This is a genomic window from Nocardioides sp. Z40_12 (genome assembly GCF_058215795.1).
In genome coordinates this window covers 1-26938 of record NZ_JBZAJA010000015.1, presented here as the reverse complement: position 1 = coordinate 26938, position 26938 = coordinate 1, and the positions used below count along the sequence as shown (strand labels likewise).

The 26938-nt window shown below is 73.3% G+C and carries 30 protein-coding genes and 1 riboswitch; of the genes, 13 read left to right on the top strand and 17 right to left on the bottom strand.

The window, feature by feature from the left end; all coding sequences use genetic code 11:
* Positions 1 to 85: 85 nt before the first annotated feature.
* Positions 86 to 499 carry a VOC family protein gene (locus tag AC4BG9_RS18685; protein ID WP_490572633.1) on the bottom strand — a complete coding sequence of 138 codons (414 nt, stop codon included), beginning with the start codon at positions 497 to 499 and terminating at the stop codon, positions 86 to 88.
* A 216-nt stretch (positions 500 to 715) separates the two neighbouring features.
* Here AC4BG9_RS18685 and AC4BG9_RS18680 point away from each other — a divergent pair, with 216 nt between their 5' ends.
* Together AC4BG9_RS18680 and AC4BG9_RS18675 are read left to right on the top strand one after the other, a co-directional pair.
* Complete coding sequence (locus AC4BG9_RS18680; RefSeq protein WP_490572632.1) at positions 716 to 1471, top strand: hypothetical protein; 756 nt, start codon at positions 716 to 718, stop codon at positions 1469 to 1471.
* 93 nt (positions 1472 to 1564) lie between these two features.
* A complete protein-coding gene (locus tag AC4BG9_RS18675; RefSeq protein ID WP_490572631.1) occupies positions 1565 to 2020 on the top strand; it encodes a DUF309 domain-containing protein in 456 nt (151 codons plus the stop codon).
* A 4-nt stretch (positions 2021 to 2024) separates the two neighbouring features.
* On the opposite strand, the gene AC4BG9_RS18670 is transcribed toward AC4BG9_RS18675, so the two are convergent.
* Genes AC4BG9_RS18670 through AC4BG9_RS18660 form a run of 3 tightly spaced genes read right to left on the bottom strand, consistent with a single transcriptional unit; the run spans position 2025 to position 4868 of the window.
* Positions 2025 to 2939 (bottom strand): NAD-dependent epimerase/dehydratase family protein, encoded by a 915-nt coding sequence (locus AC4BG9_RS18670; RefSeq protein ID WP_490572630.1) that lies wholly within the window; start codon positions 2937 to 2939, stop codon positions 2025 to 2027.
* Positions 2940 to 2994: 55 nt separating this feature from the next.
* Positions 2995 to 3777 carry an ABC transporter permease gene (locus AC4BG9_RS18665; protein ID WP_490572629.1) on the bottom strand — a complete coding sequence of 261 codons (783 nt, stop codon included), beginning with the start codon at positions 3775 to 3777 and terminating at the stop codon, positions 2995 to 2997.
* On the bottom strand, positions 3774 to 4868 hold the full coding sequence (locus AC4BG9_RS18660; RefSeq protein WP_490572628.1) for an ATP-binding cassette domain-containing protein: 1095 nt from the start codon (positions 4866 to 4868) through the stop codon (positions 3774 to 3776). Before AC4BG9_RS18660 ends, AC4BG9_RS18665 begins: the two co-directional genes overlap by 4 nt.
* Positions 4869 to 4931: 63 nt before the next feature.
* Between AC4BG9_RS18660 and AC4BG9_RS18655 the strand changes: the two genes are divergently transcribed.
* Positions 4932 to 5906 (top strand): helix-turn-helix transcriptional regulator, encoded by a 975-nt coding sequence (locus tag AC4BG9_RS18655; RefSeq protein WP_490572627.1) that lies wholly within the window; start codon positions 4932 to 4934, stop codon positions 5904 to 5906.
* A gap of 9 nt (positions 5907 to 5915) precedes the next feature.
* On the opposite strand, the gene AC4BG9_RS18650 is transcribed toward AC4BG9_RS18655, so the two are convergent.
* The 8 genes from AC4BG9_RS18650 to AC4BG9_RS18615 form a co-directional block, all read right to left on the bottom strand.
* On the bottom strand, positions 5916 to 7238 hold the full coding sequence (locus AC4BG9_RS18650; RefSeq protein WP_490572626.1) for a glycoside hydrolase family 6 protein: 1323 nt from the start codon (positions 7236 to 7238) through the stop codon (positions 5916 to 5918).
* 288 nt (positions 7239 to 7526) lie between these two features.
* Positions 7527 to 8300, bottom strand: coding sequence for a class I SAM-dependent methyltransferase (locus AC4BG9_RS18645; protein ID WP_490572625.1), 774 nt, complete (start codon positions 8298 to 8300; stop codon positions 7527 to 7529).
* On the bottom strand, positions 8297 to 9325 hold the full coding sequence (locus tag AC4BG9_RS18640; protein ID WP_490572624.1) for a methylenetetrahydrofolate reductase: 1029 nt from the start codon (positions 9323 to 9325) through the stop codon (positions 8297 to 8299). Before AC4BG9_RS18640 ends, AC4BG9_RS18645 begins: the two co-directional genes overlap by 4 nt.
* Before the next feature lie 56 nt (positions 9326 to 9381).
* Positions 9382 to 9756 carry a PaaI family thioesterase gene (locus AC4BG9_RS18635; protein WP_490572623.1) on the bottom strand — a complete coding sequence of 125 codons (375 nt, stop codon included), beginning with the start codon at positions 9754 to 9756 and terminating at the stop codon, positions 9382 to 9384.
* Between the two features lie 35 nt (positions 9757 to 9791).
* Positions 9792 to 11459 carry a hypothetical protein gene (locus AC4BG9_RS18630; protein WP_490572622.1) on the bottom strand — a complete coding sequence of 556 codons (1668 nt, stop codon included), beginning with the start codon at positions 11457 to 11459 and terminating at the stop codon, positions 9792 to 9794.
* Positions 11460 to 11596: 137 nt separating this feature from the next.
* Entirely contained in the window at positions 11597 to 11911 is a 315-nt protein-coding gene (locus AC4BG9_RS18625) for a DMT family transporter (RefSeq protein WP_490572621.1), read from the bottom strand.
* 9 nt (positions 11912 to 11920) lie between these two features.
* Positions 11921 to 11986, bottom strand: a riboswitch (guanidine-III (ykkC-III) riboswitch).
* Positions 11987 to 12017: 31 nt separating this feature from the next.
* Positions 12018 to 12404 carry a VOC family protein gene (locus AC4BG9_RS18620; protein ID WP_490572620.1) on the bottom strand — a complete coding sequence of 129 codons (387 nt, stop codon included), beginning with the start codon at positions 12402 to 12404 and terminating at the stop codon, positions 12018 to 12020.
* Positions 12401 to 12682, bottom strand: a complete 282-nt coding sequence (locus tag AC4BG9_RS18615; protein WP_490572619.1) for an ArsR/SmtB family transcription factor — start codon at positions 12680 to 12682, stop codon at positions 12401 to 12403. Before AC4BG9_RS18615 ends, AC4BG9_RS18620 begins: the two co-directional genes overlap by 4 nt.
* A 116-nt stretch (positions 12683 to 12798) precedes the next feature.
* Between AC4BG9_RS18615 and bla the strand changes: the two genes are divergently transcribed.
* From bla to AC4BG9_RS18590, 5 genes are all read left to right on the top strand, one after another.
* Positions 12799 to 13746 carry a class A beta-lactamase gene (gene bla, locus AC4BG9_RS18610; protein ID WP_490572618.1) on the top strand — a complete coding sequence of 316 codons (948 nt, stop codon included), beginning with the start codon at positions 12799 to 12801 and terminating at the stop codon, positions 13744 to 13746.
* Positions 13747 to 13854: 108 nt separating this feature from the next.
* Positions 13855 to 14145: a hypothetical protein gene (locus tag AC4BG9_RS18605; RefSeq protein WP_490572617.1), complete on the top strand. Its 291-nt coding sequence runs from the start codon at positions 13855 to 13857 to the stop codon at positions 14143 to 14145.
* A 133-nt stretch (positions 14146 to 14278) separates the two neighbouring features.
* Complete coding sequence (locus tag AC4BG9_RS18600) at positions 14279 to 15241, top strand: SRPBCC family protein (RefSeq protein WP_490572616.1); 963 nt, start codon at positions 14279 to 14281, stop codon at positions 15239 to 15241.
* Positions 15238 to 16422, top strand: a complete 1185-nt coding sequence (locus AC4BG9_RS18595; RefSeq protein ID WP_490572615.1) for a zinc-dependent alcohol dehydrogenase — start codon at positions 15238 to 15240, stop codon at positions 16420 to 16422. The genes AC4BG9_RS18600 and AC4BG9_RS18595 overlap by 4 nt, the downstream gene beginning before the upstream one ends.
* A 31-nt stretch (positions 16423 to 16453) precedes the next feature.
* On the top strand, positions 16454 to 17107 hold the full coding sequence (locus tag AC4BG9_RS18590; RefSeq protein ID WP_490572614.1) for a GyrI-like domain-containing protein: 654 nt from the start codon (positions 16454 to 16456) through the stop codon (positions 17105 to 17107).
* A gap of 22 nt (positions 17108 to 17129) precedes the next feature.
* Here the strand turns inward: AC4BG9_RS18590 and AC4BG9_RS18585 are convergent, their stop codons facing one another.
* Positions 17130 to 17723 (bottom strand): TetR/AcrR family transcriptional regulator, encoded by a 594-nt coding sequence (locus tag AC4BG9_RS18585; protein ID WP_490572613.1) that lies wholly within the window; start codon positions 17721 to 17723, stop codon positions 17130 to 17132.
* Between the two features lie 66 nt (positions 17724 to 17789).
* Here AC4BG9_RS18585 and AC4BG9_RS18580 point away from each other — a divergent pair, with 66 nt between their 5' ends.
* The 4 genes from AC4BG9_RS18580 (at position 17790) to AC4BG9_RS18565 (ending at position 22390) form a co-directional block, all read left to right on the top strand.
* Positions 17790 to 18584, top strand: a complete 795-nt coding sequence (locus AC4BG9_RS18580) for a hypothetical protein (RefSeq protein WP_490572612.1) — start codon at positions 17790 to 17792, stop codon at positions 18582 to 18584.
* A 10-nt stretch (positions 18585 to 18594) separates the two neighbouring features.
* The gene (locus AC4BG9_RS18575; RefSeq protein ID WP_490572611.1) at positions 18595 to 20190 is read left to right on the top strand and encodes an FAD-binding oxidoreductase; all 1596 of its coding nucleotides are present in this window, start codon (positions 18595 to 18597) and stop codon (positions 20188 to 20190) included.
* A 238-nt stretch (positions 20191 to 20428) separates the two neighbouring features.
* Positions 20429 to 21661 (top strand): MFS transporter, encoded by a 1233-nt coding sequence (locus AC4BG9_RS18570; protein ID WP_490572610.1) that lies wholly within the window; start codon positions 20429 to 20431, stop codon positions 21659 to 21661.
* Positions 21662 to 22390, top strand: coding sequence for a MerR family transcriptional regulator (locus AC4BG9_RS18565; RefSeq protein WP_490572609.1), 729 nt, complete (start codon positions 21662 to 21664; stop codon positions 22388 to 22390). It abuts the gene before it with no gap.
* A 105-nt stretch (positions 22391 to 22495) separates the two neighbouring features.
* Here AC4BG9_RS18565 and AC4BG9_RS18560 read toward each other — a convergent pair whose 3' ends face one another.
* The 3 genes from AC4BG9_RS18560 to AC4BG9_RS18550 all read right to left on the bottom strand — a co-directional run bounded on the left by AC4BG9_RS18560 (position 22496) and on the right by AC4BG9_RS18550 (position 24884).
* Positions 22496 to 23203, bottom strand: a complete 708-nt coding sequence (locus tag AC4BG9_RS18560) for a DsbA family oxidoreductase (protein ID WP_490572608.1) — start codon at positions 23201 to 23203, stop codon at positions 22496 to 22498.
* Between the two features lie 294 nt (positions 23204 to 23497).
* On the bottom strand, positions 23498 to 23662 hold the full coding sequence (locus AC4BG9_RS18555) for a hypothetical protein (protein ID WP_490572607.1): 165 nt from the start codon (positions 23660 to 23662) through the stop codon (positions 23498 to 23500).
* A gap of 115 nt (positions 23663 to 23777) precedes the next feature.
* Positions 23778 to 24884 carry a DNA glycosylase AlkZ-like family protein gene (locus AC4BG9_RS18550; protein WP_490572606.1) on the bottom strand — a complete coding sequence of 369 codons (1107 nt, stop codon included), beginning with the start codon at positions 24882 to 24884 and terminating at the stop codon, positions 23778 to 23780.
* Positions 24885 to 24912: 28 nt separating this feature from the next.
* Between AC4BG9_RS18550 and AC4BG9_RS18545 the strand changes: the two genes are divergently transcribed.
* Positions 24913 to 25476 carry a DinB family protein gene (locus AC4BG9_RS18545; protein WP_490572605.1) on the top strand — a complete coding sequence of 188 codons (564 nt, stop codon included), beginning with the start codon at positions 24913 to 24915 and terminating at the stop codon, positions 25474 to 25476.
* A 51-nt stretch (positions 25477 to 25527) separates the two neighbouring features.
* On the opposite strand, the gene AC4BG9_RS18540 is transcribed toward AC4BG9_RS18545, so the two are convergent.
* On the bottom strand, positions 25528 to 26634 hold the full coding sequence (locus AC4BG9_RS18540) for a winged helix DNA-binding domain-containing protein (protein ID WP_490572604.1): 1107 nt from the start codon (positions 26632 to 26634) through the stop codon (positions 25528 to 25530).
* Between the last annotated feature and the right edge of the window lie 304 nt (positions 26635 to 26938).

Below are 26938 nucleotides of genomic sequence, written 5' to 3'. Positions count from 1 at the left end.
GAACGACGCCACAGCGCACTCGGAGGCAAACCACCGATCAGCCGACTGCTACCAACCTGATGGCCGGGTACACCTAGGCGCGACCTCAGCCGGCCGACCCCTGCGCCGCCAGCCACTCCGGATCCGGCGCCACCGGCTGCACGAGCTCGACGACCAGCCCGTCGGGCCCGGTGACCTGCATCCGCCGCTGCCCCCACGGCTCGGTGACGAGCGGCTTGACCACCTCCGCCCCGCCCGCGACCAGCCGCTCGTGCTGGGCGTCGACGTCCGGGACCACCAGGGCCAGCATCGCCCCGGCGGTGCGGGGGGCGGGCTCGGCCCAGGTGTCGTGGTCGTGGCGTACGAAGTCGACGCTGAGCTGCGGGTGGTCGGGGTGCTGGGTGCTGGCGTACCAGCCGAGGTCCACCAGCACCCGGAACCCGAGGTGCTCGTCGAACCAGGCGGCGGCGCCTGAGGGGTCGGTGGCCGTGAACGCCGCGCCGACACGGGTGACCTGCATGGGAGCTCCCTTCCCGAGGAGGGGGCGAGTCTGGCACGCGGCAGCGCGTCGAACGTGCAGATCGCGCGGGGCCCCGGATGATCTGGCGGCTCAGAGGCTCCGAACGAGAAGAAGTGTGTCGTTTCGGTTTTTCCCCCCCTCAGTTGGGTAGACCTTCTGTGACCCGGTCCCAAGATCGGGTCCCTACTCACCACGACTTTCCCGAGGAGTCCATTCATGCGCAGGACCGCCCGTCTCGCCACCGCCGCCGTCGCGTCGTTGGCCCTGGCCCTCCCCGTCGCCGCAGTCGGCGCCAGCAGCGCCTCCGCCGCCCCCGCGAACAGCGGCGCCTCCGCCGCTGGGACGGACAGCAGCGACGTGCTCGCCCGCAAGCCCAAGAAGAAGAAGATCAAGCTGAAGAAGGCCAAGGCCGGCACCCACTACGGTCTGGCCGGCAACACGATCACCGCTCAGGTGCGCGGCAAGGGCAAGGTGACCTTCACCGTCAACGGCACCAAGGTGAAGAAGAAGATCAAGAAGGGCAAGGCCAGCCTCCAGCTGCCCGCCGAGCTCACGCCGGGCACCTACAAGGTCAAGGCGAAGTACAAGAAGTCCAAGGGCACGATCAAGACCATCGTGTGGGACTCCTCCCTCAACGTGAACGAGGCGAACTTCACCATCTCGCTCTCCACCCCGAGCTACGACTACCCCGACCTGATCGGTCAGGTGAAGTTCAAGGGCGAGTCGCCCAGCTCCGGGTGGGTCGACATCTACCTCAACGGCGACAACAAGGGCGGCGCGCAGTCGCCCAACTACTGCTGCATGGACGGTGTCGACGAGAACGGGGGGTTCTCGTTCCTGGACTCGCACTTCCTGGGCAAGGTGGCCGAGAACGGGCCGGGCACCTACCAGTACCGCGCGTACTACACCCCCACGGCGTCCTTCGACGAGTACATCTACTCGCAGTGGATCACCGTCACTGTCGTCCCCTGATCACGGATCGACGACGTCTGAGCACGACGTGAGCGAGGCCGTCACCTCTCGGGGGTGGCGGCCTCGTCGTGTCCCCGGCCGTAGGGTGGCGACGTGGCAGAGGCACCGCTGAGCAGGCCGGTCGCGGGCGACCGGGACCGCGACGAGGAGGGCCGCGCTCGTCAGGCCCGACCCCGCGACGCCCTGGGGCGCCCGCTGCCCTACGGCGAGCAGGGCGTCGAGCCGATCGACGAGACGCCCCTGCCGCCCGAGCAGACCCTCGACCTGGCTCGCCGTCTGCTCGCCGATGGCCGGCCCTTCGCCGCGCACGAGGCGCTCGAGGTCCGGTGGAAGAGCTGCCCGGTCGAGGAGCGGCCCCTGTGGCAGGGCCTCGCCCAGCTCTGCGTCGGGCTCACCCACGCCGCGCGCGGCAACGCCGTGGGCGCCGCCCGTCTCGTCGAGCGCGCCGCCGGGCGCCTCGACGCCTACGACCGCGGCGACGGGCCGACGTACGGGCTGGTGCTGAGCGAGCTGGTCGGCTGCGCCCGGGAGCGGATCGCGGCAGCCTGAGCCGCTAGGCCAGCCCGGCCTTCAGCTCGGTCAGCGCCGCCTCCAGGTCGACCCGCGGCTCCCAGCCCCAACGCCGGGCCCGGTCGGCGAGGATCTGCCCGGTCCACGCCGGACCCTCCTCCCAGACCGGCTCCACGCCCAGCGCCTCGGTCACCGCGCCCAGGTAGTCGCCGAAGGTCGCCGGCCCGGCGGCCACGTTGACCGGGGTGCAGGCGCCGGCCAGCGGCCCGGCCTCCGGGTCGTCGGCGTCGGCGACCAGGCCGGTCGCCACGTCGGCGGCCAGCGCCGCCAGGTCGTCGACGTGCACCCAGGCCAACGAGCGCTCCGCGACGGCGTGCCGCTCCGCCTCGTCGGCCGCGATGGCGCCCGGACGCAAGGTGTTCCAGACAGAGGAGTCGCCCGGCCCGAGGATCGCCGGCGGGCGGAGCAGGATCCGGGTGGGCCCGTCGAGCCCGGCGATCGCCAGGTCGAGGTCGCGCTTGGTCACCGGGTAGTCACCGGCATCGTCGTGCGCCAGCGGCGAGTGCTCGTCGACGTCGCCCACCCCGGGGCGGCGGTCGTAGACCGCCGCGGTGGACAGGTGCACCAGCCGGCCCACTCCGGCGTCGGCCGCGGCGTTCGCCATCACCAGCGTGCCGTCGTACCCGACGGTGCGCTGCGCGTCGGCGTCCCCGTCGAGCGGGTGCACGGTGGTGACCACGGAGTCCGCGCCCGCCACCACCCCGGCGGCGAAGGCCGGGTCGGTGAAGTCGCCGACCCGCTCCTCGACCCCGGGCAGCCGCGGCGCCGTGCCCGCGCGGCGTACGACGGCACGCACGGTCGCGCCGCGCTCGCTGAGCGCGGCACAGACGTGGCTCCCCACCAGGCCGTTGGCCCCGGTGACGACGACGACAGGCAGGGGCGGGCTCTGAGCAGTCATGGACCCACCCTGGCAGGTGGGGCAAGGCTCGCGCGCCCACCTGCCGGGGCGGGAGTCAGCTGGAGTGGCGCATCGACCGCACGCCCACCAGCAGGCCCACCGCCGCGACCACCGCGGCCCCGGCGAAGCCGGCGGCGATGGTGTCGACCGGCCACTGACCGGCGAAGAGGACGCGCACCGCCTCCACGACGTAGGTCATCGGGTTGAGGTCCGAGGCGACCTGGAGCCAGCGGGGAGCGCCGTCGATCGGCAGCAGCACCCCGGCCAGCAGCAGCACCGGGAAGAGGATCGTCTGCTGCACGGTCCAGAACATCCAGTCCTGGCCCTTGGAGGCCAGCGCCAGCGCGAAGGAGAGGGCGCCGACCCCGACGCTGAACAGGGCGAGGATGACCACGCCCACGACCACCCCGACCGGGTGCAGCTCGAAGCTGAACGGCGTCACCACCAGCAGGATGATCGCGGTCTGCATCAGCATCGGCACCACCTCCTTGAGCGCCCGGCCGACCAACAGCGCCGGCCGCCCGAGCGGGGAGACGAGCTGCCGCTCGTGGGAGCCGGTCTGCATCTCCTCCATCAGGTTGGCGCCGGTGAAGGAGCCGCCCATCAGGCAGGTCATGGTGATGATGCCCGGCACGAACCACTGCAGCGCCGACCCGCCGCCGGCCAGCTCGGGCAGCAGCGGGGCGAAGAGGCCGAGGAAGACCAGGGGCTGGATCATCGCGAAGACGACCGCCATCGGCTCGCGCCACACCGGCTTGAGCTCGCGGTTCATCACGTTGAGGGCGTCGGCCCAGAAGCCGGTGCTCCGGGTCATGCCGGTGCTCTGGAGGGTGCTCATGCTGCGACCTCGCTGTTCTGGCTGTCCTGGCTGTCCTGCGTGGCGTCCGGTCCGGCGGAGGGGTGCGGCTCGCGCAGGCTGCGCCCGGTGAGGTCGAGGAAGACGTCGTCCAGCGTCGGACGCCGCACCTCGATGCGGACGGCGGGCGCCCCGGCGGCGGCCAGGTCGCCGATCAGCCCGGGCGCCAGGTCGGCGCCCGAGGCGACCCGCACGCTGACCTCGACGCCGGCGTGCTCGACCCGCGCGCCCTCGATCCGGTCGGCCCGGGCGGCGGCCACCGCGGACTCCTCGGGGCCGGCGAAGCCGAGCCGGATCAGGTCGCCGAGGCCGGCCTTGAGCCGGCTGGCGGTGTCGTCGGCGATCAGCCGGCCGTGGTCGACCACCAGCACCCGCTCGGCGATGGCGTCGGCCTCCTCGAGGTAGTGGGTGGTCAGCACCAGGGTGCTGCCCGTCTCGGCGTGCAGGCGCTGCACCAGCCGTTGCAGGTTGGCCCGGTTCTGCGGGTCCAGGCCGGTGGACGGCTCGTCGAGGAAGAGCACCCGGGGCAGGTGCACCAGCCCCATCGCGATGTCGAGGCGGCGCCGCTGGACGCCCGACAGGGTGGAGACCTTCCGGTCGGCCACCGCCTCGAGGTCGAGGTCGGCCACCAGCTCGTCGGCGCGGGCGCGGGCCTCGGAGCGGGTGAGCCCGTAGGCGCGTCCCTGGCTGACCAGCTCGTCGCGACCGCGCTGCTGGTGGCCGGCGCCGTTGCCCTGGCCGACGAACCCGATGACCCGGCGTACCTCCCGCTGGCCGGTCACCACGTCGTGGCCGGCGACGCTGGCGGTGCCCGAGGTGGGCGGGACCAGGGTGGTGAGCATCCTCAGGGTGGTCGACTTCCCGGCGCCGTTGGGGCCCAGGAAGGCGACCAGCTCGCCCTGTCCGATCTCGAGGTCGAGGCCACGGACCGCCTCGACCGTGCGCTTCTTGCGGGCGCCGGTCGTGAAGTGCCGGGTGAGCCCCCGGGTCACGATGACCGGTCCGGTCTGGGTGTGCCGCGCGGTGGGGTGCGGCGTCGTCGTCGTCTGGGGTGAGGTGGTCTGTGGAGTCATGCCTGCCACGCTAGGAACGATTGCGGCCAGTTAATGACCGGAAAGATGTCTAATCTGGAAGGCATGAGCACGAGCGAGCGGATGCTGAGGCTGCTGTCGCTGCTGCAGACCCACCGCTACTGGCCCGGCCGCGACCTGGCGACGCGCCTGGAGGTCAGCGAACGGACGCTGCGGCGCGACGTCGAGCGGCTGCGGGAGCTCGGCTACCAGGTCGACGCCGTCCGCGGCGTCTCCGGCGGCTACCAGCTCCGCGCCGGGGGCTCGTTGCCGCCGCTGCTGCTGGAGGACGAGGAGGCGGTCGCGATCGCCGTCGGCCTGCAGACCGCCGCCGCCGGCGCGGTGGGCGGCATGCAGGAGTGGTCGGTGCAGGCGCTGAGCAAGGTGATCGCGCTGATGCCGTCGCGGCTGCGCCGCCAGATCGACGCGGTCGCCTCGCAGACCGAGACGCCGAGCCCGTGGTCGGGCGGCCCGGTGGTCGACGCCGGGGTGCTCACCACCCTGGCCCAGGCCTGCCGGGACGGCGAGCCGCTGCGCTTCGACTACACGGCCAAGGAGGCCGAGACCACGCACCGCCTCGTGGAGCCGCACCGGCTGGTCACCCTGGGACGCCGCTGGTACCTCGTGGCCTACGACCGGGACCGGGCCGACTGGCGCAGCTTCCGGCTGGACCGGATCACCGCGCCGGTGCCCACCGGCCAGCGGTTCCGCGCCCGGGAGCTGCCCGCCGCCGACGCGCTCTCCTTCGTCCGGGAGGGGATCACCCGGATGCCCCAGCGGTACGCCGTCCGGGTGCGGATCTGCGCGCCGGCCGGGACCGTCGCCAGGGCGGTCGGCCACTGGGGCGCGGTGGCCGCGGACGGGGCGGACGGGGAGGGGTGCGTCCTCACCATGAACGTCGACAGCCTGGGCTGGCCGGTGATGGTGCTGGCCGAGGTCGGTGCGGACTTCGTCGTCGAGTCGCCGCCGGAGCTGACGGCGCTGGTGGCCGCCACCGGCGCGCGGTTCACCGCCGCGGCGGCGCGCTCCTCGGACGGGTGAGCCGCGGGGCTACCAGGGCGTGGTGCGGGCCATCGCCAGGGCCCGGTCGAGGACGAACGGGTCGTTCTGCATGTGCAGCCACGGGCGGCCGAACCACAGGTAGGCGTCCACGTGCTCGGCGGCCGCGGCGCTCAGCTCGGGGCCCAGCCCCCAGCGCGGGTTCGCCACGTCGACCGTCGGCGGGATGCCGAGGGTCACGCAGACCCGCTCCTGCGGCGTCCGGCACACGTTGGCGTTGTCGGGGTGCGAGCCCCGCCCGAGGTTGAACTCGAAGCCGCGGCCGTTGGAGGAGGTGTTGACGACGAAGTGCCTGCCGGGAATGCCGCGCCGGGCGAGCTCGGCGACCACCCGGGTGCCGAAGGCGATGTCGTCGGGCAGGGCGACGTAGTGGGTGGAGTTGAGCGCGAACCCGCGGACCCGGTCGACCCCCGCGCGGACCAGGATCTCGGCGGCCTCCGCCGGGTCGTCCTTCGGCCAGTCGGCGGCGCCGGCGTCGATGTAGACGCTGGTGTTCGGCAGCGCGGCGAACCTGGTCGCGGCGTACTTGATCAGCTCCGAGGGCAGCCGGGAGCCGCCCGGGGCGCAGAGCGCGAACGGCCCGTCGGGCTGCAGCACGATCGCCGCGTGGGCCGACCCCACGCCCGCGGCGAACTCGTCGATCCAGAACTTGTAGCTGGCCTGCTCGGCCGGGGTGGGCAGCCGCCCGCACGCCGCGTGCTCCCAGGGGACCATCCGGAAGACGGCCATCTGCACCAGCACGTCCGGGTCGCCGCCGGTGCTGTTGGCGATGTAGGCCGCCACGTTGCCGCGGATCTCCCGGTCCGGGATCCAGGCGCCGAACCACTTGGCCTTGGGGCGCAGCGCGATCTTGGCGAGCAGCTCGCGGGTGACCCCGGTGGAGCGCTCGTACGGCGCCCACGCCTGGTCGCCCGGGCCCTGGTAGACGCCCATCCGGTGACCGGCCAGCGGGTTGTCGGCCGCGGCGGCGGCCGCGGCCTTCGCCTGCTTCTCGGCCCGGCGCTCGGCCTGCTTGCGCGCCTTCTTCGCCGCCTGTCGCTTGGCCTTCCTCGCCGCGACCCGCTGGGCCTGCCGCGCGGCCTGCTTCTCGGCCCGGCGCTCCTGCCGCTCCGCCCGGCGTTCGGCCTTGCGCTGGGCCTCGTCGGTGGCGGCGCCGGCTCGATCCGGGTCGGTCGCGGCGGTCTCGGAGGTCGGGAGCCAGCCCGCCGGGAGGTTGGTCAGCGCGGCGACCAGGACGATCCCCACCAGCAGCGTCGCGACCAGGACGACGGCGCGACGGATCAGCGTCTCGCGGCGGTCGGTGGTGTGCGGCACGGGACTCCCAGCGGTGGTGGCGGGCGCTCAAGGGTGCGTGCCGGGCTGCTCCCGGCCCGGCGGCGCCCGCCTAGGTTCGCACGCCCCGGTGCTCCGCGCACCCCGTCGTCGGCCCGCACCCGGACTCGCACGCCGGCGGGTGCGTCCCGGCGAACGACGCAACCGCGGCGCGAGCCCGACTCGCCCCGAGACCTGGTGCCCGCATCCTGACAGCTTCTCCGTCGCCCTGCTCCTCGAGCCGGCGACCGTGCCCGACCCCGGCGTGCCGCCGAGCGCCCCGCGGGCGGCCTAGCGCGACCGACGCCGGGCGCTGACCAGCACGCCGGCCACGAGCCCGTCGCCGATCAGCCCGGAGATCGTCTCCTGCTGCGCCTGGGCGCGCTGCCAGCGCTCGTCGTCGCGGTGGTCGCGGGCGACGACCTCCTCGACCCGGTCGGCCGCGGCCTCCCAGTCGTCGGGGGAGCCGGGCAGGTCGGCGAGCGGCGTCTCGTCGACCACCTCCAGCCCGGTGGCGTGCAGGTCGGCCAGCAGCTCCTCGCGGCTCGGGAAGGAGTTGCCCTCCGGCTGGTCGGGCAGCTCCTCGACGGTCCGGGTGTAGACCAGCAGTCCGACGGGCCCGCCGGGAGCCACCATCCGGTGCAGCTGCGCCAGGTAGCCGCGCTTGTCCTCGATCGTGCACAGCACGCCCAGCGACCAGACCGCGTCGAAGGCCTCGTCGGGGAAGGGCAGCGCCAGGCCGTCGCAGACCACCACCGGGCGCCCGAAGAGGCGGCGGGCCGCCCGGCAGGCCCCCTCCATCGGCTCCGCCAGGGTCGGGCGGACGCCGTGGGCGCGGGCGGCGTGCTCCGCCGGACCGCCGACCCCGGCACCGGAGTCGAGCAGCCTGGTGCCCTCGGTCAGTCCCATCGAGGCGGCCAGCCGGTCGAGCGCCGCCGGGCTGCCGCTGCCCCGGCACGCGGCCGGCAGCGCGTGGTCGTCGCCGAGCTCGGCCACCGCGGCCGCCGTCCACCAGGCGACGGTGTCGAACTCGTCGGCCATCGACTCCGGCGTCTCCTCGCTCATCGGCCCTCCCGGATCCGTCTGCCCACCTCGGCCTTGACCTGTGCGCCGGCGATCGCCCCCTCGCCGGAGCCGAGCCCGGAGAGGTTCACCCCCGCCACGCCCTCGACGGCCAGCATCGCCCGCGCCTCGCGGACGGCCTGCTCGATGCCTGCCGAGCGTACGTCGGCCGCCCCCAGCACCCCCGCCACCTCGTCGTCGTCCAGGTCGAGCCCGGGGAAGCGCTGGAGCACCCGGGCGGAGCGCTCGTCGGAGTAGACCGCGACCCCGGCGATCACCGGGATGCTCAGGCCGAGGGAGCGGGCCTGAGTCACGAACGCCGCCACCTCGGCCGCGCTGCCGACATGGTTGAGCACGGCCAGGTGCGCCCCGGCACGCTCCTTCTCCAGCAGCCGAGCGGGCCGCAGGTGGCGTGGTGCCGCCGCCGGCGCCTCCGGCACCGCCACCGCGTGCCCGGTCGCGGAGGCCATCGCCGCCAGCCGGGTGCCGTCGAGGTCGAAGGCCTGGGTGACCCCGGGCCGCACCCCCTGGGCGCGGATGTCGCCGGTCACGCACAGCACCCCGTCGACGGGCGCGACGGCGAGCCCGGCCAGCTCCTGCTCGAGCACCACGCGGTTGCGGTCGCGGCAGGCCAGCGTGACCCAGGCGACGCCGCCGGCCTCGGTGACCAGCGCGGCCATCAGCGTGGGCGGGAAGTCGGGCCGGTTCTGGTGCTCCCCGACGAGCACGGCGTCGCAGGAGCCGGCCAGCGTCCGGACGACCGAGGCCAGGCCGTCGGAGTCGTAGGCCGGGATGGTCAGGTCGGTGAGCACCACCGGGCCGCGCTCCGCCGCCGCCAGGAGGCGGCTGTCCGGGCTCGTCGCCGGCGCCCGCTCCGGCCACCGGACGACGGCGGCGTCCGGGCCGGCGAACGGGCAGGGACGGCCGTCCAGCTCGCAGCCCGCGTCGTCGCGCACCCCGCCGCACGGGCCGTAGGTCATCAGCTTGGGGCAGGGGGGCCCGCCGGGCGCCTGCGGCGGCGCGGTCATGCCGACTCTCCAGGACGGGCGGCGGTGCTCGGCATGTCAGGGGGTCCCGGTCGTGCTCAGCCGTCCAGCAGGGCGAAGGTCGCCAGGGCGTGCACCAGCGTCCTGCCGTCCTGCTCGATCTCCGCGTCGCAGACGGTCAGGTTCTCGCCGCGCTTGCCGACCTCGGCCGAGACCACGAGCCGGCCGGGCTTGGCCGGGCGCAGGTAGGTGACGGTGAGCTGGCTGGTCGCCGTCGACCCCTCGTCCAGGGTGCTCATGATCGCCGCGCCCATCGTGGTGTCGACGAGGGTGGCGAGCATCCCGCCGTGGACGGCTCCGGCGTGGTTGAGGTGCTCGTCGCCCACGTCGACCACGAGGGTCGCCCGCCCGTCGGCGGCGTCGGGCGCGTGGGCGCCGATGAGCGAGAGGAAGCCCTGGGAGATGTCCGTCATGGCAGTCAGGTACCCGAGGTGGGGCAGGCGAATCCTCAGCCGCAGCGCGTGGTGATCTCCGCGTCGCAGTGGTCCGGGGCGCGCGTGACCTCGTTGGCGCGGCCGTCCGCCCGGTCGCGGCCGGGTCCGCCGACGAGCCGGTCGCCCCGGCGGGACAGGGTGGTGCCGCGCAGGTCGTCGTCCCCCGGACCGCCCAGCGCGACGGGCCGGGACGCCGGGGTTCTCGGCTTGCTCCACGGCCACCGTCCCGAGGGTGCGTGGAGGCTGGCGACGTCGTCGCCCGCGCCGAGACGCACCAGCAGGTGGATCCCGTAGACGCGGACCCCGTCGTCCCCGCGGCCGCCGTCGACGCGCACCGTGCGGCCCGAGCCCATGATCGAGTCGTCCCCCGGACCGCCGCTCACCCGGACCTGGGCGCCCCACGCCCCCTCCACGAGGTCGTCACCACCGCGCGCGTGGAGCACCACCCGGTCGGCGCTGACCGAGAACCGCTCGTCGGCCTCGGTGCCGACGACCCGCACGCGGCCGCCCTTCGCGCGGGTCGCGACCTCGACCCGCTCGATCCCCAGGAGGGGGGAGCGGGCACCGTCGCAGCTCATCACCCCACCGAGGCGGACGGTCATGGCCCCACACCGGGTGACGGACTCGTGGCGGTCGACGCCCGGTCTGCCGTCCACCGAGCGGAACGGCAGACCTTCGCCGGGCCCGGGGCGGCCCGAGCCGCTGATGGTGTCGTCGCCCGCCCCGGACCGGACGTCGCCGTAGCGCCCGCCGTGGAACGTGAGCGTCTCGCCGGCGTCGGACCCCTCGAAGGAGACCCGGTGCGGCGCCTTGCGGCCCTCGGTGCCGAGCACGAAGCGCGCCACCCGCCCCTGCCAGGCGAGCACCTGCGTGCCGCGCACGGTGCCGCGCCGCGCCACGTTGTCGAGCAGGAGCTCCCCACCGGCCACCGGCTCGCCGGCGCCGGGACGCGGCAGGTGGAGCGACGCCGCGGTCGCCGCCCCGAAGTCGATGCCGCCGCCGGGCGCCATCGCCCCGTCGTAGTGCAGCTGCGGCGTGCCGGACGCGAAGGTGATCAGGTCGGGGTTGGCCGCGCCGGCCGGAGCCGCCGACCACAGCTTCTCCCCGCCCTCGTTGCCGTACTGGTCGGTGCCGCGCCCGGCGCCCATGTCGACCACGTCCCGGTGGCCCTCGGCCGGGTCGACCGCCGGCGGCTCGTCCTCCTCCGGGACGTCGGTGTCGGCGTACACCGTCTCGTTCATCTCCGTGATGCTGCTGCCGGTGAAGACGTCGTCGCCGCTGCCCAGACCGACGACCATGAAGCCCGACGAGCCCGCCTGGTTGATCACCACGTCGTCGCCGGGCCCGGCGTCGACGACACCCGAGGAGGGGATGATGTCGCGGCCGGCCTCCACCCACCCCTGGTCGAGGCAGATGGTGTCGTCGCCCCCCAGGGCGTCGAAGGTGTCCCAGTCGTACGGCTTCATCGCCACCACGTCGTCACCCTCGGTGCCCCGCCGGACCCGCTTGGTCGCCACGACGGTCACCGGCTTGCCGGCGCAGGTGGTCGCGGCGGGGCCGGGCGCGGAGGCCGAGGCCGGCGCCAGGGCGACGCCCGGGACCGCCGGCCCCGCCAGGCAGGCGAGCGCGGCCAGGGAGGCCAGGGCGGACCGTGGCGCGCGGACAGGACGGACTCGGTTCACGAAAGACCCCCGTGGTCGTGCGAGTGCCCGAGCGGTGACGCGGACGACCCATCGCAGCACGTCGGGGGCCTGCGGCCAAGGGCCTGCCCGCGCCATGGACCTCGCGGCGCCGTCCGGACGAGCCGGTGGAGCAGGAGTCAGTGCACGACCTTGAGTCCCACGATGCAGCCGACCAGCCCGAGCAGCAGCAGCAGCTTGACGGCGCTCACCGACTCGGCACCGGTCGCCATCGAGTGGGCGAAGGTCAACGCCGCACCGACGCCGACCCAGACGGCGTACGCCGTGCCGACGGGCAGGGTGCGCAGCGCATAGGCCAGGCCCGCCATGCTCAGCGTCATCGCGGCCGCGAAGACCACAGTCGGTCCCAGCCTGGTGAACCCCTCGGCCCTGCTGAGGGCCACCGCCCACACCGCCTCGAGCGCACCGGAGAGGACGAGCACCAACCAGGCCATGACGACTCCACCCGGCCGTCTTGTCGCGTTCCGGGTACGGCTCCCTCGTCCGGTGGAGCGGGGTGGCTCCGGGGTCGAGTCTAGACGGGCCGGGTAGGAAGCGCGGTCAGCCCTTGACCTGGGCGAGCTGGAGCAGGTTGCCGCAGGTGTCGTCGAGGACGGCGACCAGCACCGGCCCGACGTCGGTCGGCGGCTGGGTGAAGGTGACACCGAGACCGGTCAGCCGCTCGTGCTCGCCCTCGAGGTCGTCGACGGCGAGCGTGCACCACGGGATGCCGTCGGCGAGCAGCGCCTCGGTGAAGGGCGGCGTGGCCGGGTGGGCCTTCGGCTCCAGGGAGACCTGGGTCGCGGCGTCGCCGCCGAGCCGGACGGTGAGCCAGCGGTGCTCGCCGAGCGGCACGTCGGCGGTCACCTCGAAGCCCAGCGTGCCGGTGTAGAAGTCGAGGGCCCGCTGCTGGTCGTCGACGAAGATGCTGACGGTCTGGAGCTTCATGGTGTTCCCTTCCGTGGCGGCCACCGCGTCGAGATCTGCTCGAGCGGCGCGGTGTCGATCGTGTGGAGCTTGTAGCGCCCCCGGCGCTCGGTGCGCACCAGCCCGGCCTTCTCCAGCACCTCGAGGTGCTGGGAGACCGCCTGTCGGGTCGGGGTCAGGTCGTGCTTCATCGCCAACCGGGAGCAGAGCTCGAAGAGCGTCTGCTCGTCCCGGTCCATGAGCTCGTCCAGCAGGGCGCGGCGGGTGGGATCCGCGAGCGCCTTGTAGATGTCCCCCACCCGGAGGACGTTAGGCAAGCGTTCACTTGCCTGTCAAGGGATTCCCGGGGTTCGCGTCGGTGCGGGCGGCATGACAGCGTCCTCCCCGTCGTCCGCCGACCCCAGGAGCCCGTGACATGCCGACCCCCCGCCACCAGCGGCGACTCCGCCTGCCCTCCTGCGTCGCGACGGCGGCGCTCGTCGTCGGGCTGGGCGGGTGCGGGTCCGGGGCGTCCCCGGCCGGGGAGGTGGCCCCGCCGCCCGCCGCGCCCTCGGCCACGACACCCGCCCCGGCGACGGCCGCCCCGGCCGACGTCGACCTCGCCGCCCTGGAGGAGCGCTTCGACGCCCGGCTCGGCGTCTTCGCGGTCGACACCGGGAGCGGTGCCACGCTCGCGCACCGGGCCGACGAGCGGTTCGCCTACGCGTCGACGTTCAAGGCGCTGGCAGCCGCCGCCCTGCTCGAGCGGCTGGAGCCGGCGCAGTGGGACGAGGTGGTGCGCTACGACGCGGGCGACCTGGTCACCCACTCGCCGGTGACCGAGCGGCACGTCGAGACCGGGCTGCCGTGGCGGCGGGTGGCGGAGGCGGCGGTGCGGGAGAGCGACAACACCGCCGCCAACCTGATGCTCGCCGAGCTGGGCGGTCCCGCGGGCCTCCAGCGGGCGCTGGCAGCGCTGGGCGACGACGTCACCGTCGCGGCGCGCACCGAGCCGGCCCTCAACGAGGCCGCGCCGGGCGACGACCGGGACACCACGACACCGCGGGCGTTCGCCGAGGTGCTGCGGGCCTACGCCGTCGGCGACGCACTGGAGCCGGCGGCCCGCCGGACCCTGCTGGAGTGGATGAGCGGCAACGACACCGGCGACAGCCTGGTCAGGGCCGGGGCCCCGGCCGGCTGGGAGGTGGCGGACAAGTCCGGCGCCGGCGGCTTCGGGACCCGCAACGACCTCGCGGTCGTGATGCCGCCGGGGCGGGCGCCGGTCGTGCTCGCCGTCTTCTCCGACCGGGGCGAGCAGGGCGCGGCGTACGACGACGCGCTGGTCGCCGAGGCTGCCCGGCTGGTGCTCGAGAGCCTCCGCTGAGCGGCCCGGGCTACCCGGCGACCGGGTGAATCCGGGGCCGGTGACCGGTGAGCGGAGTGCCGGGCACGCATGCCGGACCCCCCGGCCGGGCACGGCACTGGGATGAAGGTGCCCAGGAACGCGGCGGTCGCCGCGACCGGCTCGTGGGTCGACCCGGACGGCTACCGGACGCCCGCCGGAGAGGTGCACGCCTGGACTCCTGGCACCAACCAGACGCTCTGCGGCCTCTCCATCCACCGCTCGGGGCTGCGCCGGTTCTCCCACGTGGAGTGGGCCGACGTGCAGCCCGCCACCGGCGGCGAGGCCGACCGGGTCGACGATGTCTGCCGTCGCTGCGCCGCGGGCATGGGCCAGCGGCGCGACGAGCGCCCCTGGCAGCGGATCGACCCGCGCCCCTGAGTCGGAGCATCACTGAGTCGGAGCATCACTGAGTCGGAGCATCACTGAGGCGGAGCCTCCCCGATGCGTCGTCGGCCCCGCGTGACCTCGCAGGCACCGCATGACCTCCCAGGTGGCGGGTACCGAACTTCGCATGAAGTCGACCCAGAACCCTGAGCGCGGAACCGGTCGCCTGGTGCGCGGCCTCGGTGTCGCCAGCCTCGGCCTCGGCGTCCCCATGGTGTGGCGCCCCGACGGAGTCGCCCGGCTGACGGGGGTCGACGACTCCGCCACCGCGCCCGCCGTGATCCGTGCGGTCGGCCTCCGCGAGCTCGGCCACGCCGCCCTGCTCCTCCTCGGCCCCCGTCGCTCGGTGTGGACCCGCGTCGCCGGCGACGCCCTGGACCTCGCCGTCCTCGGTCGCGCGATGGCGTCGCGCAAGGGTGAGCGGCTGACCCGCGTCAACGCGGCCACCGCCGCGGTCGCCGGGATCGCCGCGCTCGACCTCTACGCCGCGGTGCGGACCGCCCGCTCCCAGCACGGCAAGGGCCGGCCCGGCCCCCTCCAGCTGGAGGCCTCCACGACCGTCAACCGCCCGCCCGACGAGGTCTACGCGTTCTGGCGCGACCTGGGCAACCTGCCCTCCTTCATGCGCCACCTGGAGTCGGTGACCGTCCGGGCCGACGGCACCAGCCACTGGGTGGCCAAGGGGCCGGTCGGCAAGAAGGTCTCCTGGGACGCCGAGATCACCAGCGAGGAGACCGGCCGCCGGCTCGCCTGGCGCTCGCGCAAGGGCGCGACGGTCTCCAACTCCGGCACCGTGCACTTCACGCCCGCGCCCGGCGACCGCGGCACCGAGGTGCGGGTGGTGCTGCACTACGACGTGCCCGGGGGGCGGGTCGGCCGCGCGGTCGCCCGGCTCTTCGGCGAGGAGCCCGAGCAGCAGGTCCGCGACGACCTGCGCCGCTTCAAGCAGGTGATGGAGACCGGGTCGGTGGTGCGCACCGAGATCCTGCCGCACGGCACGGAGGCGAAGAGGCAGTTCCTCCAGGGCTCGGCCCAGCCCGACCAGAAGCAGCCCAGTGGGAGCACCGGCACCGAGGGGAGCATCCGATGAAGGCGGTCGTCTGGCAGGGGCCCAGCAAGGTGAAGGTGAAGGAGGTCCCGGACCCGCAGCTGCTCAACCCCCGGGACGCGATCATCAAGGTCTCCTCGACCGCGATCTGCGGCTCCGACCTGCACCTGTACGACGGCTACATCCCGACGTTCATGCCCGGCGACATCTTCGGCCACGAGTTCATGGGCGAGGTCGTCGAGCTGGGCCCCGAGGCGCGTGAGCGCCGGCCCGACCTGAAGGTGGGGGACCGGGTGGTCGTCCCGTTCCCGATCGCCTGCGGCGCCTGCACGCCGTGCCAGCGCGGCCTGACCTCGCTGTGCGAGAACTCCAACCCCAACGCCGGCGAGGCCGAGAAGGTGATGGGCCACTCGCCGTCCGGCATCTTCGGCTACTCCCACATGCTCGGCGGCTACCCCGGCGGGCAGGCGGAGTACGCCCGGGTCCCCTTCGCCGACGTCGGCCCGTTCAAGGTCGACGACGACCTCACCGACGACCAAGTGCTCTTCCTCACCGACGTGCTGCCGACCGGCTGGATGGCCGCCGACATGTGCGACATCCAGCCCGGGGACGTGGTCGCCGTCTGGGGTGCCGGCCCGGTGGGCCAGTTCGCCTGCCTGGCCGCGGAGATCATGGGCGCGGCCAAGGTGATCGTGATCGACCGGGTGCCGGAGCGGCTCGCGATGGCCGCCGAGCACACCGGCGCGCACCCGCTCAACTACGAGGAGACCTCCGTTCTCAAGGAGCTGCGCGAGCTCACCGCCGGCCGCGGCCCCGACCGGGTGATCGACGCGGTCGGCATGGAGGCGCATACCGACGTCACCGCGATCCACGCCTACGACAAGGCCAAGCAGGTCGCCAAGCTCTCCACCGAGCGGCCGCACGCGCTGCGCGAGGCGATCCTCTCGGTCGCCAACGGCGGCACGGTCTCGATCGTCGGCGTCTACGGCGGGCTGGTCGACAAGTTCCCGCTCGGCTCGCTGATGAACCGGTCGGTGACGGTGCGGACCGGCCAGGCGCACGTGCACCGCTACCTGCCCGACCTCTACGGGCGGATCCGCAGCGGCGAGATCGACCCGACCTTCATCATCAGCCACCACCTGCCGCTGGCCGACGCGGCGCACGGCTTCGACATCTTCAAGCACAAGGAGCAGGAGTGCACCAAGGTGGTGCTCAAGCCCTGACCGGGGCCATGCTGACCCGGTGACTGAGGGTGTGACTGAGGGTGTGACGGGCGGCGGGGCGGGTGCGAAGGTCGACCTGAAGAAGACCCTGGACTCCTACCGCGCCCGGCGCGGGGAGTTCCGGCAGCTCGAGGTGCCGCCGCTGCGCTACCTGGCCGTCGACGGCCACGGCGACCCCAACACCTCGGCGGAGTACGCCGCCGCGCTGGCGGCGCTCTACCCGGTGGCCTACGCGGTGAAGTTCGCCAGCCGGCGCGAGCTCGGCCGCGACTACGTCGTCCCCCCGCTGGAGGGGCTCTGGTGGGCCGACGACATGACCGTCTTCACCGCCGCCCGGGACAAGGCCCGGTGGGACTGGACGATGCTGCTGCTGGTCCCCGACTGGGTGCCGGACGACGTGGTCGGCGAGTGCGTCGAGCGGGTCCGGGTCAAGGGTGCGCCCGCCCGGCTCGACGACGTCCGGATCGAGACGTTGACGGAGGGGCGCTGCGTGCAGACCCTCCACGTGGGCTCCTACGACGACGAGGCCGGCGTGCTCGCGGAGCTGCACGACCGGGTGATCCCCGAGGCGGGCCTGAGGATGACCGGCCGGCACCACGAGATCTACCTCAGCGACCCCCGGCGCACCGACCCCTCGCGGCTGCGGACGATCCTCCGGCAGCCCGTCGAGCCCCTCGCGGAGTGAGCGGCGCGGTCGGCGCGGTCGGTCACGGCTGGAGCAGGCGGCGTACGGCGTCGCGCAACGTCTCGGCCTCGCGACCGGCGTCGAAGCCCGGCTCGGAGACCACCACCCCGAGGTAGCCGTCGAGCAGCGCCTGGAGCCAGAGCACCAGCCGCTCGGGGGACAGGTCGGCGCGCACGTCCCCGGCCTCCATGGCGGCGCGCACCCAGGGCAGCAGCCCGTCGCGGATCGCCGCGGTGTCGTGGTCCAGGGCGGCGGCGACCGCCGGCTCCGACATCACCGCCCCGACGGCGCGGACCAGCCCCGCGACCCGGACGTCGGCCATCTCCTCGGCGGTGTGGGCCACGTAGTCGTCGATCACGGCCCGGGCGTCGTCGCGCCCGTCCTGGGCGGCGAACCACGCCTGCTCCTCACCGGTACCGAGCTCCAGCATCGCCACCAGCACCGCGAGCTTGGTCGGGAAGTAGTGGAAGAAGGTGCCCGACCCGATGCCCGCCTCCCGGCAGATCGCGGCGGTGGTCGCCCGGTCGTAGCCGTCGCGGGCGAAGCAGGTCAGGGCGGCGTCGATGATCTGCAGCCGCCGCGCCTCATGGCGAGCCGGGTCGACGGTGCGTGCCATCGCCGGACCTCCCTTCGTGTGGAGCCTGCTGGCCAATAATGGAGTGCAGACTCTAGTATTGTCGTCATGACCCAGGAAGTCGAGCGCTGGCTGCTGACCCACGACGGCACCAGCCACGTCGTGGAGCTCGCCGACGCCGGCATCTCCCGACGGATCACCTGGCGCGTGGACGGTGACGAGGTGGCGAGCGAGAAGACCTCCGACGACACGGTCACCCTCCTCGGCGGCGACCACGGGGTGGTCAAGGTCAAGCTGCCCACCTTCGTCGGGCCCGCACGCAGGATCACCTGGTGGGGCGACGAGCCGGGGCTGCCCGCCGCCGGGGCCGCCCTGCTCAACCGCGGCGGGACCGACTTCGACCCCGAGCCCGGCTCCAAGGCCGCCGAGCGGGAGGCGTGGATCCGCGCCCACCCCCGCCAGTACGCCGTACGCCGCACCGCCGCGGCCGTCGCCGCGGTGGGCCTCCCGCTGCTGCTGATCTGGCTGCTCGGGCGGTTCGCCCTGCCCAACATCCCCTGGCCCAGCATCCCGTGGCCCGACATCCCCTGGCCGGACTGGTCGATCCCGTGGCCCAGCATCCCGTGGCCCGACTGGTCGATCCCGTGGCCGGACATCACCCTGCCGCGCCTCGACGTCTCCGTGCCCGGCTGGGTCCGGACCGTCCTCGACGCCGCGGGCTACGTCGTCCCGGTGCTGGTCGCCGCGGTCTTCGCGCAGCGCGAGGTCAAGCGCCGCCGCGACCAGGACGCCCGCAAGCGGGCGGCAGCGCAGGGCCCCGCACCGGCTGGCACGGCCGAGGACCGGCGGCACGCCTCGGCGGAGAGCGACGAAGACGACCCGCCGGACGCCGGCCGCGCCTAGGGTCCCCCTCATGACGCGATCGTGGTGGGGCTGGGGCAACGTGGAGGACGCCGTGACCGGCGCCGAGGCCGACGAGCTGGTCGACCGGGTCGCCGCCCTCCTGCCCGAGCACGACTTCACCCCTCACAACCCGCCCGCGGTCGCGGACCTGGACCTGCCGGCACCGCGGGTCGAGGTGCCCGCCCCGCTGGCCACGATCGCCTCGGCGGACCCGCTGGACCGCGCCGCGCACACCCACGGCAAGGCCTACCGCGACGTCGTCCGCAACCTCCAGGGCGACCTCGCCCACCCGCCCGACCTGGTGCTGCGCCCGCGCTCGGAGCAGGACGTGGTCGACGTGCTCGACTGGGCGACGTCGGCCTCGGTGGCCGTGGTGCCGTTCGGCGGCGGCACCTCGGTGGTCGGCGGGGTGGAGGCGCGGTTCGACGGCCCGGCGGTCAGCCTCGACCTGGGTGCGCTCGACCAGGTGCTGGAGATCGACCCGGTGAGCAGGGCCGCCCGGATCCAGGGCGGCGTCCTCGGCCCGGCGCTGGAGGCGCAGCTGCGTCCGCACGGGCTGACGCTGCGGCACTTCCCGCAGTCCTTCGAGTTCTCCACCCTCGGCGGCTGGCTCGCCACCCGGGCGGGCGGCCACTACGCCACCGTGCTCACCCACGTCGACGACCTCACCGAGAGCCTGCGGGTGGTCAGCCCGGCCGGGGTCGGGGAGTCGCGGCGGCTGCCGGGCTCGGGCGCCGGGCCGTCGCCGGACCGGCTGTTCCTCGGCTCCGAGGGCACCCTGGGCGTCATCACCGAGGCGTGGATGCGGCTCCAGGACCGGCCCCGCTGGCGGGCCGGGGTGACCGTCGACTTCGACGACTTCGACGCCGCGGTCGCCGCCACCCGGGCGGTCGCGCAGAGCGGGCTCAACCCGTCGAACTGCCGGCTGCTCGACCCGATGGAGGCGCTCCTCAACGCCGGCTCCGGCACCCGCGGCGGGCTGCTGGTGCTGGCCTTCGAGTCGGCCGACCACCCGGTCGATGGGCTTTTGGACCGGGCGATCGAGCTTGCTCGCGACCACGGCGGCAAGCCGGGGGAGCGGTCGGTCAAGGACACGACCGCAGCCCCGGCGGAGAGCGCCGGCCCGGGCGACCCGGCAGAGGCCTGGCGCTCCTCGTTCCTGCGGATGCCCTACCAGCGCGACGCCGTCACCCGCCGCAGCCTGATCGCGGAGACCTTCGAGACCGCCTGCACCTGGGACCGCTTCCCCGCGATGCACGCCGCGATCACCACCGCGGCGTACGACGTGATGGGCGCGCTCGGCATCACCGGGGTGGTCACCTGCCGGTTCACCCACGTCTACCCGGACGGACCGGCGCCGTACTACGGCGTCTACGCCTCGGGGCGCTGGGGCTCGCTGCTGCCGATGTGGGACGAGATCAAGGCCGGCGTCTCCGAGGCGATGACCACCCACGGCGGCACCATCACCCACCACCACGCCGTCGGCCGCGACCACGCGCCCTGGTACTCGCGCCAGCGCCCGGACCCCTTCGCCGCCGCGCTGCGCGGGGCGAAGGCCGCACTGGACCCGGCGGGGATCCTGAACCCGGGGGTGCTGGGACTCTGACGCGCTGCGGCTATGACGCTCGCCGCTCGGAGTGCCCGGACACCGGAATCAGTGGACTTTCCTGCGGCCGATTCGCGTCGGAATGACACACCGCGTCAAGAAGGCCCCGCCGGTGACAGTGGACCGTGAGGACCGTGTCGAGCAACGAAACTGCCCGCGATGATCACCAAGATCGGACGGTTGGAGTTCGGAGGGATTGGCTTGACTCCGCCGTAGCGTCGTAGTTTCCCCTGGACGCATGAACTCCATCCCTGTGACGTACCTCGCGTCGTACGTCGTGTCCCTGTTGGGCAACTCGATTGCGGGAATCGCTCTACCGCTTATCGTCCTGCAAACAACCGGGAGCGTCCTGGGGGCAGGGGCGGTCGCCGCAGCGACCGCGATCCCAGCGGTCCTCTCAGGTTTGTTCATGGGAGTTGTCATCGACCGCGTCAATCGCCGCATGTCATCTGTGGTCACAGACCTCATTTCCGCAGCGTCCATCGCAGCGCTGCCCATCGTCGACATGATCTCCGGGCTCAGCCTGGGCTGGTTCATCTTGTTCGGTGTGATCGGGTCGCTCGGTGACGTTCCAGGGATGACGGCGCGGGAGGCATTGCTCCCCGCGATCGTTCGTCACGGCGGCATCAGTGCTGAACGGTTGATGGGCGCAAGAGAAAGCCTGGGCGCTGTGGCCATCCTGGCGGGACCGGCGGCCGCCGGAACGCTCATGGTGCTGTTCGATGGGTCCACCGTGCTCTGGGTCACCGCGGCGACCTCGCTCCTCGCGGCTTTGATCACGATGACCATTCCCCGCCACGTGGGCGCCGTGACCCGGAACGACGGCGGCCTCGGCGAGGGCTCGACCGCTACAGGGTGGTCCCAACTGCGAGCCGGTTGGAAGGTCCTCTTCAGGAACCGGTTCCTCATCACCGTCACGATGGTCAGCCTGATATCAGTGCTGGTGCTGGCCGCCCTTCAAGGGCTGGTCCTGCCGGTGTACTTCACTCAGGCACAGCAGCCGGGCCTGCTCGGATTCGTCCTCAGTGCCCTCGCGCTCGGCATGCTTGTAGGCGGAGGCGTGTACACCGCGCTCGGGTCGCGCGGCCCGCGACGAGCATGGCTCGTCGTAGGCCTCAGTGGCACGACACTCGGAATCGGGCTCATCGCTCTCCTCACCTCTCCCTGGGTCGTGCTTACGGGAGCTTTCGTCGTCGGGTTGGCGAGCGGCCTGTTCGGCAGTCTCATGGGTGTGCTCATGATCGAACGCATCCCAGAATCGATGCGAGGTCGCATCATGGGAACGCAGAACGCGATGATGACTGCGGCGCCGCCCGTCGGGATCGTTATCGCAGCGATCGTCACCGAGTACCGCAGCGTGAATACGGCCGCGGCGCTGCTCCTCGTCGTGTGGGGATGCGCCTTCGTGTTCTCCTTGTTCGCGAGGTCGCTTCGTCAGCTGGACCTTGAGCCTCAAGGAGATTGCAGGTGAATGGTGAAGAGTAGCGAACTCAGCTCCCTTGCCGGCGTCTCCATCCGCACCCTCCGCCACTATCACCACGTCGGAATCCTCGACGAGCCGCCACGGACGGCCAACGGCTACCGCCGGTACGGCGTGCACGATCTCATCCGCGTGCTCCGTATCCGCCGTCTCGCCACCCTCGGCATCCCCCTCGACCAGATGCCCCGCCTACTCGATGACGAAGACGACGGCGCTGGAGAGATCTTGGACCGCCTGGACGGTGAGATCGCTGCCCAAATCGAACGCCTCACCGCACAACGCGAGCTCATCGCGCAGCTACGTGTCCTCCCTGCTGCTCCCGACATGCCCCCGGAACTCGCACGCTTCATCCCTCCCGATCTCGCCGGAATCGACCGCGATCAAACGATCCTCCTCGCGCATCTGGTCGGCCCCGCCGGAATGCCCCACCTCATCCGCTTCTACGAACACATGGGCGACCCCGCACTCCGCCCGGCCCTGATCGAAACCGCTGCCACCTTCGACAGCCTCGGCCCGGGAACCACCAAGGAAGAACTCCAGCAGTACGTCGAACGGTTCATCGACGCCTTCGCCCCCGTCGCACAAGCACTCACCACCGACGCCCCCGACCTCTCCTCCGCGGCCACCCTTTTCCAGGAGTACACAGCCTCGGTCCTGAACGCCGTCCAGCAACAAGCGCTCGCCATGATCGGCACACGTCTCGACGCGTTGGGCGTTTGACCCCTGTTCCGCTTTCGGCTCGGCGAAGAACTGGGTCGGCCGCCACGTCGCGCTCACGAAAACGCGGCCAGAAATGCGTTCTCCAAATGCGAGAGACACCCTCAGCTACGGCGTGCAGCCCTCCGGCCCACACACGTCGCCCGCGGCGTCGACCATGGTCAGGCTCGGCCGCGACTCCTTCCAGGCACGGGTGAGCACCTCGGCGAGCGCCTCGGCGGGCTGGGCGCCGGAGACGCCGTACTTCTGGTCGACCACGAAGAAGGGCACACCGGTGGCGCCGTAGCGCCGCGCCTGCTCGATGTCCGCAGAGACCTCGGTGGCGAACTCGTCGGAGGCGAGCACCGCGTCGACCCGGTCGGTGTCGAGCCCGGCGTCCACTGCCACCTCGCGCAGCACGGCGGGGTCGGCGACGTTGCGGGCCCGGGTGAAGTACGTGGCCAGCAGCGCCTCCTTGACCCGCCCCTGCAGCTCGGGGCCGCCCTCGGCGAGCGCCAGGTGGATGACCCGGTGGGCGTCGACGGTATTGACGTGCCGGGTGTCGTCGAGGTGGTACTCCAGCCCTTCGGCGGCCGCCGTCTCGGTGATCTGCGCCTGCGCCTGCTTCACCTGCTCGGGGCTCATGCCGTACTTGACGGCGAGCATCTCGGCCGAGCGCTCACCGCCGGTGCGCGGCGCGGTGGGGTCCAGCTGGAAGGAGCGCCACACGACCTCGACCTCGTCGGCGTGGCCGAAGTCGGCCAGCGCGCTCTCCAGCCGCCGCTTGCCGATGTAGCACCAGGGACAGACGACGTCGCTCCAGATCTCGATCCGCATGCGGGGACAACCTCGTGCGCTGGTCGGGTGTTCCCGGAGGCAGTCCAAGGGCGCCAGGCGTCCTGCCGCCGCATTCGCAGGTAGCGCCGGACCCCGAGGAGCAGGACCAGCGCGCCCGCGAGCCAGAGGCCCGCGCCCAGCGCAAGAGGACCCCAGTTCATCAGGGCGAAGTAGAGGTCTCCGACGCCCATCATGTCGACGGTGGTCCGCTCCCCGGACGGCACTGCCCGCAGCTCCACCGCGCTGCCCGCGGCGTGGACGATCTCGCAGTCCGGGTCGATCAGCCCCTGCTCGCTACAGCGCGTAGTCGCTCCCGGGCTCGGAGACGGCCACCTCGTGGCTGCCCCCGTCCCGCGGCACCTCGGCGCCGGACCTGTTCCACCACCACCCGGCGAACACGAAGTCCGAGAAGAAGATCACGAGCCCGGCAACCATCGGCGCCGCGGAGAGGAGGAACACTCGCCATCCTCGGCGCTGCCGGCTCGGGCGCTTGGCCGGCGCTTGCGTGGTCGTGGCCGGAGACCAGGGCGTGCGCCCTCGGGGGCGTGCGTACACCGCGCGGGGCGCCGGGCCCTCAGCCGCGCGCGAGCTCCAGTCCGAGCCAGCCGGCGAGATCCCGCAGCTCCCGGTCGACGGCGCCCGTCAGTGCCTTGCTGAACGGCTCGTCCTCGTGCACCGCGTGCACCCGCAGCACGCCCGCCTCCCGGTCGGCGGCGGCGTCGACCTTGCCGACCAAACGGTCGCCGTGCAGCACCGGCATCGCCCAGTAGCCCCAGCGCCGCTTCGTGGCCGGCTTGTACATCTCGAGCTGGTAGTCGAACCCGAAGAGCTCGGCCATCCGGCCGCGGTCGAAGACCAGCCGGTCCAGCGGCGAGAGCAGTGCGGTGCGGCCGCGGAACCCCGTCCCGTCCTCCAGGTACGCCGGGTCCACCTGCCAGGTCCCTCGGGTGCCCGCGACCGTCACGGTCTCGCCGGCCGCCCCCACGTGGTCCGGCTCGCCGGGCACCGCGCGGCTCTTCGCGCGGGCGATGCCGAGCGCGCGGAGCCGGCGCCGCTCGCGCTCGGCGAGCGCGTCGGCGAGCGGCACCACCGGCACGTCGGGGTAGACGCGCTCCGCGAGGTCCCAGAGCGGCTCGCGGCCCTCACGGCCGGCGACGGCGACCTCGCCACGGCGCACCAGCTGGTTGAGCAGCATCCGGACGTTGCGGTCGTTGTTCCAGCCGCTGGACTCCCACGGCACCACCGTGGTGTCGGGCAGCGCGCTCGCCGGCAGCGGGCCCTCGTCGTGCAGCTTCTCCAGGATGTCGCGGCGGCAGGCGTCGTTGGCCTCAAGCCAGCCGGCTTTCTCCACCTGCCAGTCCTTGAGCGGGCCGGGCCCCGGCCAGGCGGCCATCTCGGCGCGGAAGAGCGCCACGTCCTCGGCCGGGCGCAGCATCCCGTCGAGCTCGATGAGCTGTCCGGAGGCGAGCGCCTGCTCGAGCTCCGCGGGGTCGTGGTCGTCGCCGAGCCGGCTCCAGAGCACCAGGTCGGCGTTGCGCTCCACCGCCCGGGTGAGGTCCGCCTGGAGGAAGGCCAGGTGGCCGACGACCTCGAGCATGCCCGTGGGCCGGGGCGCCGCGAGCAGCTGCGCCCGGACCGCGATCCGGCGGGCGTCGCGCCGCGAGAGCTCGAGGGTGTCCACCACCGCAGCGTAGGACTACGTTGACCAGATGACCGACCAGCTGCCCCCGTGGGAGCCGCCGTTCGCCGGGACCGAGACCGAGCACCTGCTGGGTGCCCTGGAACGGCTGCGGGCCACGTTCCGCTGGAAGGCGGACGGGCTCGACGCGAGGGGCCTTTCGACAGCGATCGCCTCCTCGTCGCTGACCCTCGGCGGTCTGCTCAAGCACCTGGCCCTGGTCGAGGACCACACCTTCGCCTCGAAGGTGCGGGGGGTCTCGCCGGGCGAGCCGTGGGCAGGCGTGGACTGGGGTGCCGACCCGGACTGGGAGATGACCTCTGCCGGGCTCGATACCCCGGCGGAGCTCTACGCGCTCTACGACGGCGCCGTGGCGCGCTCGCGGGACCAGACCGCGGCCGCCCTGGCCGACGGCGGCCTCGACCACCCGACCGCGCTGAGCGGTCCCCACGAGGAGCCGGTGAGCCTCCGTCGGCTGCTCTTCGACCTCGTCGAGGAGTACGGCCGGCACACCGGACACGCCGACCTGCTCCGGGAGGCCGTTGACGGCCGGGTCGGCGAGGATCCGCCCGCCGACTGGCGTCCTCGGTCCTGAGCTCCCCGCCTGGTCTCCGTCGCCCCGAGGCGGCGTCGCACCCCTGAGCGGTCAGGCCTCGACCACGACCCGTGGCTCGAGGCCCAGGAAGGCGCCGTACCGCTCCGCGGCCCCGGCGATCGCCTCCCGCTGCCGGTCGGTGAGCGGGCGGTAGGGAACCAGGTCGAACCGTACCGACCCGCGAGCGACCGTCCGCTTCATCCGCGCCACCAGCTGAGCGTCGACGAGGGCGATGCCGATCGCGGTCTCCCGGCCCCGGGGGACCACGCCGTCGGCGTCGAGCACCCAGCGGGAGTCCTGGTAGCCGCGGTAGGTCTCGTCCAGCAGCTGGAGCAGGTGACCGGCCGGCTCCACCGGCTGCTCGACGGCGGGCGGCTCGTCGCCGTCCAGGTGCCAGTAGGTGCGGCCGTCGTGGTCGAAGGACCGGAGCCTGTCGCCGAGCGCCTGCACGCCGCGCCGGGCCTCGCCCGGGGTCAGCGTCGCCCAGTAGGCGAGGTCTTTGGTGGTGGCCGGACCGTGGCCGGTGAGGTAGCGCAGCGCGATCCGGGCGAGCACCTCCTCGCGGCCGGCCTCATCGAGCTCCGTCCGTGCGGGCACCCTGCTCTTCCAGGTGGCGTAGGTGTGCTCCCCGTCGCGGGGCCGGCCGCTGCAGACGAGACGCCCCATCTCGAGGTGGGCCATCAACAGCATCACGGCCCGGCCCTCGATCCGGTCGCGGAGCTCCGGGGCCCGCTCGCGCAGGGCGTCGGCGACCTCGAAGCGGAGCCGGTCCGGCTGCTCGGTCAGCAGGTCGACGACGAGCCCTCCCAGGCGCTCGACCTCCGGTCGCTCGAGACCGACGTCCTCGCGGAGCTGGCGGTCGGTGAGCTGCTGGAGTCGCGGTCCGGTCAGCGCCAGCAGCCAGTCGAGGTCGTCGCGGGAGGCGTAGTGCCAGGTGGAGCGGAGCACGTGGGTCCGCAGCACCTCGCCGGAGGTCAGCAACCCGGCAAGATCGCCCGGGTCCGGGTGCTGGGTCCTGGTCGCCACCGCCCACGCGGACTGGGCCGGGTTCTCGGCCTGCACGCAGGTCAGCAGGCGGACGACGTCCGCGGCCGAGGTGGCCTGGGGAGCGGTGAGCCGCTGGTTGCGCAGGCGCCATGCAGCAATCAGGCGATCCATCACCCGAGCGTAGTAGCGCGCGGCTTGGTGCGCCCGTCTGCGTGTGCCGGCTGGCTCTGACGTCTGCCGGTCTACGTGCTTCTGGTGAACCTGACGTCGCCGTTCGGGAGCTTGTGGGTGGTGAAGTGGGTGTCGTGGGCGCGGTGGTGGTGCCAGGGGCAGAGGAAGGTCAGGTCGGCCAGGTCGCTGGTCCCGCCGTGGCCCCAGGGATCACGGCCGTGGTGGGCCTTGGTCTTGCCCGGGTTTCACGGACAGTTACTTGATGATGCTGCGTAGGAACGGGGTGGGACGTAGCCCAGGGATG